The following is a 13,227-nucleotide window of genomic DNA, read 5'->3' on the forward strand; positions in this document are numbered from 1 at the left end:
ATGACGGCACGTCAGATCCCCGTCGCCGTCGTCGGGATGGCGGTGCTGCTGCCCGGCGCCCCCGGCCTGGACGCCTACTGGCGCAACCTGCGCGACGGCGTCGACGCCATCACCGACGTCCCCGCGGACCGCTGGGACGCCGACTACTACCGGCCCGGCTCGGCCACCGGACCCGCCGCCCCCGACCGGATCTACTGCCGGCGCGGCGGATTCGTGGACGGCCTCGCCGAGGTGGACGTCACCCGTTACGGCATCATGCCCGCCTCGGTGCCGGGCACCGAGCCCGACCAGCTGATCGCCCTCGACGTGGCCGCCGCCGCGCTCGCGGACGCGGGCGGCGAGGAACGGCTCCCGGCCCGAGACCGGATCGGGGTCGCCCTGGGCCGCGGCGGCTATCTCACCCCGGGCCTGGTCCGCCTGGACCAGCGGGTGCGCACGGCCGGACAACTCACCCGCACCCTGGGCGAGTTGTTACCCGACCTCGCCACCGCCCAACTCGACCGGATCCGCGCGGCGTTCACCGAACGGCTCGGCCCCGACAGCCCCGAGTCCGCGATCGGCCTGGTCCCCAACCTCGCCGCCTCCCGCATCGCCAACCGGCTCGACCTGCGCGGCCCCGCCTACACCGTGGACGCGGCCTGCGCCTCCTCCCTGGTCGCCGTGGACCAGGCGGTCACCGCACTCACCACCGGCCGCTGCGACCTGATGCTGGCCGGAGGAGTGCACCACTGCCATGACATCACCCTCTGGAGCGTCTTCGCCCAACTGCGCGCCCTGTCCCCGAGCCAGCGCATCCGCCCCTTTCACCGCGGCGCCGACGGCATCCTCATCGGCGAGGGCACCGGCGTCGTCGTACTGAAGCGGCTCGCGGACGCCGAACGCGACGGCGACCGCGTCTACGCCGTGATCCGGGGCACGGGCGTGGCGAGCGACGGTCGTACGGCGGGGCCGGCCGCACCGGACCCCGGCGGGCAGACCAGAGCCGTGCGCCAGGCCTGGCGGGCCGCCCGGCTCGACCCCGCCGCACCGGACTCCCTCGGCCTGCTGGAGGCGCACGGCACCGCCACACCCGCCGGTGACGCGGCCGAACTCACCACTCTGGCCGAGGTGTTCGGGCCACCGAACGGCCAGGGCATCCGCCCGGTCCTCGGCTCGGTGAAGTCGATGATCGGTCACACCATGCCGGCCGCCGGGGTCGCCGGCCTGGTCAAGGCCGCCCTCGCCCTCCACCACGGCACCCTCCTGCCCACCCTCCACTGCGACGACCCCCATCCCGGCCTCGCCGCCACCCGCTTCCGCGCGCTGCAGCAGGCACAGCCCTGGGAGAAGGACCCCCGGCAGCCGGTCCGCCGGGCCGCCGTCAACGCGTTCGGCTTCGGCGGGATCAACGCCCATGTGGTGCTGGAGGAGGCGCCGGGTGCCGGTTCCAGGCCGGGCCGGGCCACGGGTGCGCCTTCCGGCCGGACGGGGGTCGCGCGTGTTCGTCGGGAGCCTGCGGAGACGGTGCGTGGCCGGTCGGGGGGACCAGGGGTGGATGGGACAGCGCCGCCCGATGCGCGCCCGGCCTCCGCCTCCGCGCAGGTCAGCGAGCCCGAGCGGATCCTGCTGCTCGCCGCCGAGGGCGTGACGGACCTCGCGGCCGTACTCGGTGCCGACGACTCCGCCGTCCTCGCCGCCGGTCTCGACCCGGGCCGGGCGCACCCCGTCGCCGGGCCGGTCCGGCTCGGGATCGTGGACCCTACCGCCAAGCGGCTCGCCCTGGCCCGCCGTGCGGTCGCCAAGGGGCGTGGCTGGCACGGCCGGAGCGATGTCTGGTTCCGGCCGGACCCACTGCTCGGCCCGGCCGGCGGCGGCAGGCTGGTGTTCGTCTTCCCCGGCCTGGAAGGCGACTTCACACCCCGCACCGACGACCTCGCGGCCCACTTCGGCCTCACCCCGCTGCCCGGCACGGACGTCCGCGTCGGTGACGTCGGTCGGCACGGCTTCGGCGTCGTCGGGGTGGGCCGCCTGCTGGACCGGGCCCTGCGCCGTATGGGTGTCGTACCGGACGCGGTCGCCGGGCACAGCGTCGGCGAGTGGACGGCCATGGCGGCAGGCGGGCTGTACGCGCCGGAGCAAGTGGACACGTTCATGGCCGGGTTCGACCCGGACACCGTCACCGTCCCCGGTCTCACCTTCGCCGCCCTCGGCACGTCCGCCGCGCACGTCCGCGCCCTGCTCGCCGAGGCCTGGGCCGACTCCGGGATCGTGCTCTCGCACGACAACGCGCCCCGCCAGTCCATGGTCTGCGGCCCCGGCGCGGCAGTCGAGGAGTTCGTGCGGTCCCTGCGCGCCCAGGGTGTGATCTGCCAGGTGCTGCCCTTCCGCTCCGGCTTCCACACGCCGATGCTGGAGCCGTACCTCGCCCCCATCAGGGAGGCCGCCGAACGCTTCCGGCTCCACCCGCCGACCGTACCGGTGTGGTCCGGGACGACCGCCGCGCCCTTCCCCCGGGCCGAGCGGGCGGTGCGCGAGCTGTTCGTACGGCATCTGCTGGAACCGGTCCGCTTCCGCGAGCTGACCGAGGCCCTGTACGCCGCCGGGCACCGCGTCTTCGTCCAGATGGGCCCCGGTCGGCTCACCTCCCTGATCGCCGACACCCTCGGCGACCGCGACCACCTGTCCGTGACCGCCAACGCGCCCGAGCGCAGTGGCCTGGCCCAACTGCACCGTGCGGCAACGGCGTTGTGGACTGCCGGAGCGGCGGTGGCAGCGGCGGTGCCGGCCATGGCAGCGCACATCAGGGCGGCCACGCCCACTGAGCCACCGGCCACCACAGCGACGACGTCCGCTGGGCCGCCACCCGTCACAGCGACCACACTGGTCCCCCGGCGCCGCCCACCCGTCCGGCTCGACCTCGGCGGGGCCCTCGTCTCGCTGGACGGACCAGCACTCGACGCGCTCCGCGCAGAACTGCGCCCCGCACCACCTGCCGTACACCCCGCACCCACGCACAACCCGGGACCGTCCGCCGCCGCACGCCCCGCGCCCACGGCTCGCCCGAACGGCCCGGGCCTCGGCGAACTGGACGACCTGGCCCCGTACTTCCCGGCTGCCGCCGAGCTGACCGCCCTGCTGCGGGACACCGCGGACACCGCGGCGGAGCTGATCGCGGCGAGCGCCCGGCGCGACCGGAGCGGCCCCGCCCCCACAGCCACGGCGCCCGCGCCCGCTGCCCCGCCCACCGCCCCACCCGCCGTGCCCACCGCGACCAGGACCACCGTCACGCCGACCGCGACGACCACCACCGTCCACATCTCCCCTCACACCATGCCCCACCTCCTCGACCACTGCTTCTTCCCCCAGCGCCCCGACTGGCCGGACCTGGAGGACCGGTGGCCGGTCGTCCCGGCCACCACGATCGTCCGGCACATGATCGACGCGGCGGAGGCGGCGGCCCCCGGCCTGCGGGCGGTCGCCGTGCACGAGGCCCGGTTCGACCGCTGGCTCACCGCCACACCCCCCGTCGACGTACCGGTCACCGTCACTCCGGCCCCCGGCCACCCGATCCGCGTCACGGTCGCCTTCGGCCCCACGGCCCGCGCCACGGTCGAGCTCGCCCCGCACTACCCCACCCAGCCCCCACCCAGCCCCCTCCCGAACGCCCCCGAACGCCGGCCCGAGCACACCGCCGCCCAGCTCTACCGGGACCGCTGGATGTTCCACGGCCCCGGCTTCCAGGGCCTGACCGACCTCACCGCGATCGGCGAGCGGCACATCCGGGGAGTCATCACCGCGCCAGCCGCCCCGGGCGCGCTGCTGGACAACGTGGGCCAGTTGCTCGGCTACTGGATCATGGCGACCCGTACCGAGCGGACCGTCGTCTTCCCCGTGCGGATACGGCACCTGCGGTTCCATGGACCGCACCCGGCCCCCGGCACCGAGGTCGGCTGCGTGCTGCGGATCAGCTCCCTCACGGACACCGTCCTGGAGGCCGACGCGGAGCTCACCGTCGGCAGCCGGGTGTGGGCGGTGATCGGCGGCTGGCAGGACCGCCGCTTCGACAACGACCCCAGCACCCGGCCCGTCGAACGCTTCCCCGAACGCCACACCCTGTCCCAGGCCATGCCCGGCGGCTGGACGCTGGTGCACGAGCGCTGGCCGGACCTCGCCTCCCGCGAGCTGATCATGCGCAACTCGCTCGGCGGCGCCGAACGGGCCGAGTACGCCGAACGCCCGCCGCGCGGCCGCCGCCAGTGGCTGCTCGGCCGGATCGCCGTCAAGGACGCCGTACGGCAGTGGCTCTGGCAGCATGGCGAAGGACCCGTGTTCCCCGCGGAACTGCGCGTGCGCAACGACGAGTCGGGGCGCCCGTACGCCACCGGGGTGTACGGACGCGCCCTGCCCCCGCTGGACGTGTCGCTCGCCCACCGGGCCGAGGCGGCCGTGGCGATCGTCCGGCCGCACACCCCGTGGCCCGGCCCCGGCATCGACATCGAAGAGGTCGCCGAGCGCGACGCGGCGACCCTCGCCACCGCGCTCGGCCCCACCGAACTGCGCCTGCTGCACACCCATGCGGCCACGGGCGGGCAGGCCGTGTGGTTCACCCGGTTCTGGGCGGCCAAGGAGGCGGTCGCCAAGGCCGAGGGCGCCGGATTGGGCGGCAGACCGCGGGACTTCGCGGTGCTGGAGGCCGCGCCGGACGGCACCCGGCTGCTGGTCTCCGGCCGCCTGGAACGCGTCTACACCGTGCACTGCACCCCGGTGGCCAACCCGCCCGCCCTGCCACAGCGCACCTACGTGGTGGCCTGGACGACCGGGCCCGCAGCCGATGCCGGACACCCCGACGCCGGACAACCAGACGAAGCAGCCGAGGAGTACCCCCGATGAACCCCACCCAGCCGGCCCCGGCGCAGCCCACCGCCGACACCGTGCTCGCCGACCTCACCGGCATGCTCCGCACGGTGCTCGCGGAGTACGGCGACGACGACGTGGTCATCACCATGTCCACCACCTTCAACCGCGACCTGGAGCTGGAGAGCATCGACCTCGTCACCCTGGCCGGGCTGCTGGAGGAGCGCTACGGGCAGCGGGTCAACCTCGCCGAGTTCCTGGCCGGCATGGACTTCGACGAGATCATCGAACTGACCGTCGGCCGGCTGGTGGAGCACGTCGTGTGGAGCCTGAAGACCGCGCAGGCGGGCTGAGCCGTGGCGATGGTCGACGCCGGCGGGATCCGGCTGCACGTCCAGCGCACGGGGCCGGCCGACGGCCGCGTCCCGCACGCCACCGTCGTCCTGGTGCACGGGCTGCTCACCGACAGCCTGGCCAGCTACTACTTCACCGTCGCGCCCATGTTCGCCGCGGCCGGACTCGACGTCCTCATGTACGACCTGCGCGGCCACGGCCGCAGCGAGCGCCCGGCGCGGGGCTACACCCTCGACCACAACATCGACGACCTGGAGGCCCTCCTCGACCGGCTGGCCGTCACCGGGCCCGTCCATCTCGTGGGCAACTCCTACGGCGGAACGATCGCCTTCGGCTTCGCCGCCCGCCACCCGGCGCGCACGGCCAGTCTGACGCTGATCGAGTCCGAGCCCGCGACCACCGCCTGGGCGGCGAAACTCGGCCGGATCCTCGACCGGGTCATGACCGAACTCGCCCACAACGAACCCGACGCGATCGCCTGGATCACCGCGCACCGCGGCCACAACACCGCCCGGCTGGCCAAGGGCGCGGCCCGGCTCGCCCGCGAGACCACCCTCGGCCGGGACATCCCCACCAGCCGGGTGCTGACCGAGGCCGCCATCAGGGCCGTACGCTGCCCGGTCCTCGGCGTCTACGGCGGCGAGTCGGACCTCGCGGACCTGGTCCCGTTGATGCGGGCGCTGCTGACGGACTACCGGGCGGTCGTGCTGCCCGGGCACGAGCACTCGGTGCTCGTGGAGGCGCACACGGCCGTCGGCGGGCACATCCTGGACCTGATCGGCGCCGGGGCGGGGGTCCTCGGATGAGCGGCTTCCTCTTCGTGGTGCCGCCGCTGACCGGGCACGTCAACCCTGCCGTCGGCGTCGCCGCCCGACTGGCCGCGCACGGACACCGCGTCGCCTGGGTGTGCGCGGACCCGCCGCTGGTACGGCGGCTCGCGGGTCCGGACGCCGAGGTGTTCGGCTGCGCGGGCCCGGTGCCGGGCGACGAGGGTGCCGTACGGCCGCCGGACCTGCGCGGCGCGGAGGCGCTGAGGTTCCTGTGGGAGGGCTATCTGCTCCCGCTCGCCGACGCCATGGCGCCCGGTGTCCGGGCGGCGGCCGGGGCGTTCCGCCCGGACGTGGTGGTGGCCGACCAGCAGGCCTTCGCCGGCGCCCTGGTGGCCGAACGCCTCGGCCTGCCGTGGGCCACCTCGGCCACCACCTCGGCGGAGTTCACCGGCGCCTACGACGGCCTGCCGAAGGTCGCCTCCTGGCTGCGAGACCGCCTGACCGAACTGCGCGCCCGCGTCGGCGACCCGTCCGGCACCGCCGACCCACGCTTCTCGCCGCACCTGATGCTGATCTTCAGTACGCCCGAACTCCTCGGCCCCCAGGCGCCGTTGGCCACGCACATCCACTACGTCGGCCCCTCCCTCGCCGCCCGCCCGACCGGCCCCGGTTTCCCCTGGGAACGGCTGGACCGGTCCCGGGCGAAGGTGCTGGTGACCCTGGGCACGGCGAACGCCGACGCGGGCGGCCGGTTCCTCGCCGAGTGCCTCGGCGCGCTGCGGGAACGCGCCGACCGGGTGCAGGCGGTGATCGCCGACCCGGGTGGTGCCCTCGCGGTGCCACCCGGCGACAAGGACGTCCTGGTCCTTCCGTCCGTGCCGCAGCTCGCTCTGCTGGAGCGGATGGACGCCGTCGTCTGCCACGCCGGACACAACACCGTGTGCGAGGCCCTGTGGCACGGCGTCCCGCTCGTCGTCGCGCCCATTCGCGACGATCAGCCGGTGGTGGCCGGACAGGTCGTGGACGCCGGCGCCGGCGTCCGGGTCCGCTTCGGCCGGGCCCGCGCGGACCGCTTGGGCGCGGCACTCGACACCGTCCTCACCGATCCGGTCCACCGGGCCGCCGCCGTCCGCATCCGCACCGCGTTCCGCGCCGCGGGCGGTGCCCGGTCCGCGGCGGCCCATCTCGAACGACTCGCAGCGGAGAGCCGATGAGCGACCACGAAGAAAAGAACGCCGAGAGCGCCGAGAAGGACAAGACGGCGCGCATCGCCGCCCTGCGTCCCGCCTACCAGAGCGACCTGGCGGCCGGCACGGACCGCTTCTTCACCGACCGCCGCCCCGACTGCCCCTGGTGCGGCTCGGCCCGGCTCACCACTCGCCTGCGCACCACCGACCTGCTCCAGCACAAGCCCGGCCGCTTCACCCTCGACCGGTGCGACGACTGCGGCCACATCTTCCAGAACCCCCAACTCACCGAGGACGGACTGGAGTTCTACTACCGGGACTTCTACGACGGCCTCGGCGAGCAGCGCATGAGCGGCACCTTCGGCGGCCGTGGTGCCATGTACCGGGCCCGCGCCGAGGCGATGCTCCCGTACGACCCCGCCCCGAAGACCTGGCTGGACGTCGGCACCGGCCACGGCCACTTCTGCGCGAGCGCCCGCGCCGTCCTGCCCGGCACCTCCTTCGACGGCCTCGACTTCACCGACGGAGTCGAACTCGCCGCCCGCGAGGGCCGCGTGGACCACGCCCACCGCGGCGCCTTCCCCGATCTGGCCCCCGAACTGGCCGCCCGCTACGACGTGGTGAGCATGTTCCACTACCTGGAGCACAGCACCGACCCGGACCGCGAACTCCGTGCCGCCCACCAGGTCGTACGCCCCGGCGGCCACCTGCTCATCGAGGTGCCGGACCCGGAGAGCCGCTACGCCCGGCTGCTCGGCCGCTGGTGGCTGCCCTGGCTCCAGCCCCAGCACCTGCACTTCATGCCGGTCGCGGGCCTCCGACGGCGGCTGACCGAGCGGGGCTTCACCGTGCTCGCCGAGCAGCACGCCGAAGCGCATGACCCGGTCGACCTGCTCGCCGCGGTCTGGCTGGCCCTCGACCACACCGCCCCGCGCGAGGACGCCCCCTGGCTGCCGGAGCCGCCCGGCGCCCTGCGCCGAGCCACGCGCACCGCACTGCTGCTCGCGGGGGTGCCCGCGCTCATCGCGGCGACGCTGCTCGACCGGTTCGCGATACGCCCCCTGTCCCACCGCCTCGGCCTGTCCAACGCCTACCGCCTGGTGGCGCGCCGCGAGTGACCCCGCTCACAGCACCTTGGCCCGGATCAGCGCGGACAGCGTGAGGGTGCCCGGCAGCAGCGGCACCCAGTCGGTCAGCACCCGGTAGCCGATGACCGTCGCCGTGGCCACCGCCGGCCCGGCGCCGAACGTGACCAGCGTCCACACCAGCGCCGCGTCGACCGCGAACCCGCCCGGCGCCGGAACCGCACCCACGGCCGTGCCCGCCGCGAGATAGGCGAGCACCACATGCGCCCAGGGCAGCCCCAGCCCGAGCGCGGCACCGACACAGGCCAGGGTGGACCCCTGCACCAGCGGCATCGCCACCGCCCCGCCCCACAGCGCGACCACGCGGCAGGGCCTCGTGTGCACCTCCCGGGCGTCGGCGAGGGCGGAGCGCAGCAGTCCGGTCACCGGCCGCCGCAACGGCCGTACGACCGTCAGCAGCACCCCCGCCACCGCGACGGCCCCGCCCACGACCGCGGCGACCGGAACCACCAGCCGTCCGTCCGGGACCAGATCCGCGAGCCGCCGCCAGGCCGGGGAGGTGGCGAGGAACACCAGCAGCACCAGGGTCTTCGCGCTCGACTTGGCCAGCGAGTACAGCCCGATCGACGCGGTGGCCCGGGCCGGCGGCACCCCTTGGCCCCGCAGAAAGCGCAGCGTGACGGCATGGGCGCCGAGCCCGGCCGGCAGCGCGTGGTTGGCGGCACCGGCGGCGAACTGCGAGGCCAGCAGCAGCCCCGGGGGCACCCGGTCGGGCAGCGCGCCCTGCCGGACGCACGTGGCCGCCACACAGTTCAGACAGGTGAAACCGGCCCCGGCCAGCAGCCACCCGGGGTCGGCCGCGACCAGCCGCCGGACCCCCTCGTACATCACGGGGCGGTTGGCGACGGCCCAGCCGGCGGCGAGCAGCAGAGGTGCCAGGCACAGGACCAGCCGGACGTGCCGGGCCGCGAGGGGGGACGCGGACCGACGAGCGGATTCGGAACCGGTGTCGGGCGGGGCACCGGAGTCGACGGGGAGCGGATCCGCCGTCCGGGGGCACGGCGGGGAGGACACTGAGGGGGATGGAGACAGTGAGGACACGGGGACGTCGTCCTTCCGCAGCGGGTCCCTGCGGGGACCTGGGGGAGGCGGGTCGGGCGATACCGCGGGGAGCCTTCCCCTCCCGCGTGACACGGGGATGTCCGAAAACCGAAGGCGCGAGGGCGGGACGGTGCCGCCGGGCGGGTGCGCGCAAGCCGCCGTTCACCGCCGACCAGGTAGCCTTCCCTTGGGGCGCGCCGTGCATGCGGCGGCCCGGAAGGCAGGACAGCGACAGGGGAGGATCCCGCGGTGCACGTCCAGGAATGGCTCGACACGGTGCCCGCGGCCGCCGTCTACGCAGTGGTGGCCCTGGTGATCGGTGTGGAGAGCCTGGGCATCCCGCTTCCCGGAGAGATCATCCTGGTCTCGGCGGCGCTGATGTCCTCCCAGCACTCGGGCATCAATCCGGTCGTCCTCGGCGCGTGCGCGACCGCGGGTGCCGTGATCGGAGACTCCATCGGCTACGCGATCGGCCGCAAGGGCGGCCGCCCGCTGCTGGCCTGGCTGGGCGACAAGTTCCCGAGACACTTCAGCGAGGGCCATGTGGCCACCGCCGAGCGGTCGTTCGAGAAGTGGGGCATGTGGGCCGTCTTCTTCGGCCGCTTCATCGCCCTCCTGCGCATCTTCGCCGGCCCGCTCGCGGGCGTCCTCCAGATGCCGTACTGGAAGTTCCTGATCGCCAACGTCCTCGGCGGCATCTGCTGGGCGGGCGGCACCACGGCCGCCGTCTACTACGTCGGCGTGGTCGCCGAGGGCTGGCTGAAGAAGTTCTCCTACGTGGGCCTCGCGGCGGCGGTCCTGCTCGGCCTCGCCACCATGCTGATCATCAAGCGCAAGGCGAAGAAGGCCCAGCATCAGGCGGACCGAGAGACAGAACCTGTAAGCGCCGGGGAGTAAGAGGCCCCCACAGGGCCGCGGGGAACTACGCGATCAACCGCACCCGCACCCTCACCCGCCGATGCGCCTACTCATGCACCCCACGATGCGCCTTGGCCAACTCCGCATACATCGTGCCGTTGAGCGTGACCCCCTGCCGCTCCTCCTCCGACAACGGCCGCTTGACCTTCGCCGGCACCCCGGCCACCAGCGACCCGGGCGGCACGACCATCCCTTGCGGGACCAGCGCCTGAGCCGCGACAAGCGACCCCGCCCCGATCACCGCCCCATTCAGGACGGTCGCCCCCATCCCGATCAGACAGTCGTCCTCCACGGTCGCCCCATGGACGACGGCGTTGTGCCCGATGGACACCCGCTCGCCCACGCTCACCGGGAACCCGGGATCCGCATGCAGCGTGACGTTGTCCTGCACGTTCGCCTGCGCACCCACGGTGATCGTCTCGACATCCCCGCGCACCACAGCCCCGTACCAGACACTGGCCCCCGCGTGCAGCGTGACATCACCGATCACGGAAGCCGTCGGCGCCACGAACGCCTCCGGATCGACCCGCGGCTCCTTGCCCCCGATGCCCACGATCAGCGCCTGCTGTGTCATCACCGTCTCCTCGCATCCATAAGTACCCCGCACGCTACGACACGGCGTGGGGCAAAGATCACAGCAGCCCGCCCTCTCGCCGAAGGCGACCGATGAGTAACGTAAGCCCGTGCCGAAGCCCAAGAACACGTTCTCGTCCTGGCGCCGCCGCCTCGCCCAACGCGCGGTGCACACGGCCTGGGCCTGGGCCCAACGCACCGGCTCCGTCTCCGCCGAGCATCCCGGCCGCTTGAAGTTCGGCGCGATCGGCGAAGCCACCCGGCTCGCCTTCCCGCTGGGCACGGTCTTCGGCGAGCCCTGGATCCACCTCGGCTCGCACTGCATCATCGGCGAACAGGTCACGCTGACCGCCGGCCTGATGCCGGACCTGGACCTCGGCCCGGACCCGATCCTGCGCATCGGCGACGGCGTGGTCCTCGGCCGCGGCAGCCATGTCATCGCCGACACGACGGTCACCATCGGCAGCGACTGCTACTTCGGCCCGTACGTCTACGTCACCTCCACCAACCACTCCTACGACGACCCGCACCAGCCCATCGGCAGGCAGTGGCCGCGCATGGAGCCGGTGGAGATCGGCCCGGGCTGCTGGATCGGCACCGGCGCGGTGATCCTGCCGGGCGCGCGCATAGGCCGGAACGTGGTCGTCGCGGCCGGCGCCGTGGTCCGCGGCACGGTGCCCGATCACGCCGTCGTGGCGGGGGCGCCCGCCCGGGTCGTCCGGCGCTGGACGACCGAGCAGGGCTGGCAGCCGCCGCTCAGGACGCCGGCCCCGGTGCCGATCCCGGACGGGATGACACCACAGCAGCTGCGGGCACTGGCGGAACTGGACGAGGACGCGGTGGCCCGCCTCGCGGAACTGGAAACCGAGAGCTGACTCGGCTGGGGGTGGATTCCGCGGGTCGTTCGGCTGGGGGTGGAGTCGGCGGGTCGGTTCGGTCGGGGGTGGAGTTCGCGGGTCGGTTCGGCTGGGGGTGGAGTCGGCGGGTCGGTTCGGCCGGGGTCGGGGCCCGCAGGTCGGCTCGGTGGTGGATTGCGCAGGTGGGTTCGGTCGGGACGGGCGCCCGCGGGTCGGTTCGGTCGCGAGCGGAATCGGCAGGTCGGTTCGGTCGGGGCCGGGGCCCGCGGGTCGGCTCGGCTGGGATCGGAGCCTGCAGGTGGGTCGGCCGGGACCGGAATCCGCAGGGGGTTGGGCCGGGGCCGAACCCGCGGGTCGGTTCGGTCGGGAGCGGAGCCCGCAGGTCGGTTCGGTCGGGGCCGGGGCGCGCAGGTCGGCTCGGTGGTGGTGGATTCCGTCGGTTCGGCCGGGACCGGAATCCGCGGGTGGGTTGGGCCGGGGCCGAATCCGCAGGTCGGCTTGATCGGGACCGGGGCTCGCAGGTCAGCTCGGTGGTGGTATTCCGCAGGCGGGTTCGACCGAGACCAGGGCGCGCAGGTCGGCTCCGTCAGGACCAGAGCCCGCAGGCTGACCCTTTCGGAGCTGGAAACCGAAGGTCGGCCCAGCTGGAACTGGGTCCGCGGCCCGCTCAGCCGGTCGCCAGCAGCAGTGTGCCGAGCAGGGCCAGGCCCGCGCCCGCCGCCTGGATCGTGCGCAGCCGCTCGCTGAGGAAGCCGCGCGCGGCCAGCGCGGTCACCACCGGGTACAGCGAGGCGAGGACGGCCGCCACGGTGACCGGGCCGTGCTGGGCGGCGACCGCGTAGGTACCGTTGGCGGCCACGTCGGCGAGCCCGACGAAGGCCAGCGCGGGCAGCGAGGCCCACGGGAAGCCGCCCTCCGGCACCGCCCGGCCGCCCCGCCGTACGGAGACGGCGAGCGCGGCCCCGCCGACCGCGACGTTCGTCAGCCGCTGGACGAACAGGGACAGGAACAGGCCGGTGACGGTGGTCGAGGCCTCCGTGATCAGGGCGAAGACCGTGCCGAAGCCCAGCGCCGCGATCAGTGTGAGCAGGATCGTCCGCCGCTGGACCGGCGCGCCGCGCAACTGTGGGCCGCCCGCGAGGACGACCCCGGTGACGGCGACCGCGATGCCCGCGACCTGGAGCAGCCCGGGCCGCTCGCCGAGGACGAGGCCCACGCCGACCGGCACGGCCACGCTCAGTGTCGCGAGCGGGGAGACGACCCCCATGGGGCCGAGCGCGAGGGCCTTGTAGAAGGAGAGCAGGGCGATCGGTCCGACCAGCCCCGCGGCGAACGCGAACCACAGGCGGGGCCCCGCCTCGCTCCAGCCACCGGTCGCGACGACGATCGCGCCGAGGACCGTCGCCGCGACGGCCTGCGAGACGACGACGACCGTCAGCGCGGGCGTGCGCCGGGTCAGCAGTCCACCGCCGAAGTCGGCCAGTCCCCACAGCAGACTGGTGGTGAGGGCGAAGAATGCTGTCACGGCCGACCTCGCAGTACAGTTTGG

The 13,227-nt window shown here is 74.3% G+C and carries 10 protein-coding genes; 7 read left to right on the plus strand and 3 right to left on the minus strand.

The annotated features are described in order from the left end of the window. The 5 genes from ACWCQS_RS39625 to ACWCQS_RS39645 are packed head-to-tail and all read left to right on the plus strand — an operon-like array spanning window position 1 to window position 8,262. Window positions 1-4,869 (plus strand): beta-ketoacyl synthase N-terminal-like domain-containing protein, encoded by a 4,869-nt coding sequence (locus ACWCQS_RS39625; protein WP_451008988.1) that lies wholly within the window; start codon window positions 1-3, stop codon window positions 4,867-4,869. Beyond that, entirely contained in the window at window positions 4,866-5,186 is a 321-nt protein-coding gene (locus ACWCQS_RS39630; RefSeq protein WP_451008989.1) for an acyl carrier protein, read from the plus strand. Before ACWCQS_RS39625 ends, ACWCQS_RS39630 begins: the two co-directional genes overlap by 4 nt. Window positions 5,187-5,195: 9 nt before the next feature. Continuing rightward, window positions 5,196-5,993 (plus strand): alpha/beta fold hydrolase, encoded by a 798-nt coding sequence (locus ACWCQS_RS39635; RefSeq protein ID WP_451009019.1) that lies wholly within the window; start codon window positions 5,196-5,198, stop codon window positions 5,991-5,993. Then, complete coding sequence (locus ACWCQS_RS39640; protein ID WP_451008990.1) at window positions 5,990-7,171, plus strand: glycosyltransferase; 1,182 nt, start codon at window positions 5,990-5,992, stop codon at window positions 7,169-7,171. The genes ACWCQS_RS39635 and ACWCQS_RS39640 overlap by 4 nt, the downstream gene beginning before the upstream one ends. Beyond that, window positions 7,168-8,262, plus strand: a complete 1,095-nt coding sequence (locus ACWCQS_RS39645) for a class I SAM-dependent methyltransferase (protein ID WP_451008991.1) — start codon at window positions 7,168-7,170, stop codon at window positions 8,260-8,262. Before ACWCQS_RS39640 ends, ACWCQS_RS39645 begins: the two co-directional genes overlap by 4 nt. 6 nt (window positions 8,263-8,268) lie before the next feature. On the opposite strand, the gene ACWCQS_RS39650 is transcribed toward ACWCQS_RS39645, so the two are convergent. Then, window positions 8,269-9,303, minus strand: coding sequence for a lysylphosphatidylglycerol synthase transmembrane domain-containing protein (locus tag ACWCQS_RS39650; protein ID WP_451008992.1), 1,035 nt, complete (start codon window positions 9,301-9,303; stop codon window positions 8,269-8,271). Window positions 9,304-9,579: 276 nt separating this feature from the next. On the opposite strand from ACWCQS_RS39650, the gene ACWCQS_RS39655 reads away from it, so the two are divergent. Next, the gene (locus ACWCQS_RS39655; RefSeq protein WP_451008993.1) at window positions 9,580-10,227 is read left to right on the plus strand and encodes a DedA family protein; all 648 of its coding nucleotides are present in this window, start codon (window positions 9,580-9,582) and stop codon (window positions 10,225-10,227) included. A gap of 67 nt (window positions 10,228-10,294) precedes the next feature. Here ACWCQS_RS39655 and ACWCQS_RS39660 read toward each other — a convergent pair whose 3' ends face one another. Further along, complete coding sequence (locus ACWCQS_RS39660) at window positions 10,295-10,822, minus strand: gamma carbonic anhydrase family protein (RefSeq protein WP_450985538.1); 528 nt, start codon at window positions 10,820-10,822, stop codon at window positions 10,295-10,297. Window positions 10,823-10,931: 109 nt separating this feature from the next. On the opposite strand from ACWCQS_RS39660, the gene ACWCQS_RS39665 reads away from it, so the two are divergent. Then, complete coding sequence (locus ACWCQS_RS39665; RefSeq protein ID WP_451008994.1) at window positions 10,932-11,696, plus strand: acyltransferase; 765 nt, start codon at window positions 10,932-10,934, stop codon at window positions 11,694-11,696. 649 nt (window positions 11,697-12,345) lie between these two features. Here ACWCQS_RS39665 and ACWCQS_RS39670 read toward each other — a convergent pair. Next, window positions 12,346-13,203, minus strand: coding sequence for an EamA family transporter (locus ACWCQS_RS39670; RefSeq protein ID WP_451008995.1), 858 nt, complete (start codon window positions 13,201-13,203; stop codon window positions 12,346-12,348). Between the last annotated feature and the right edge of the window lie 24 nt (window positions 13,204-13,227).

It is taken from the genome of Streptomyces sp. NPDC002076 (assembly GCF_053593835.1).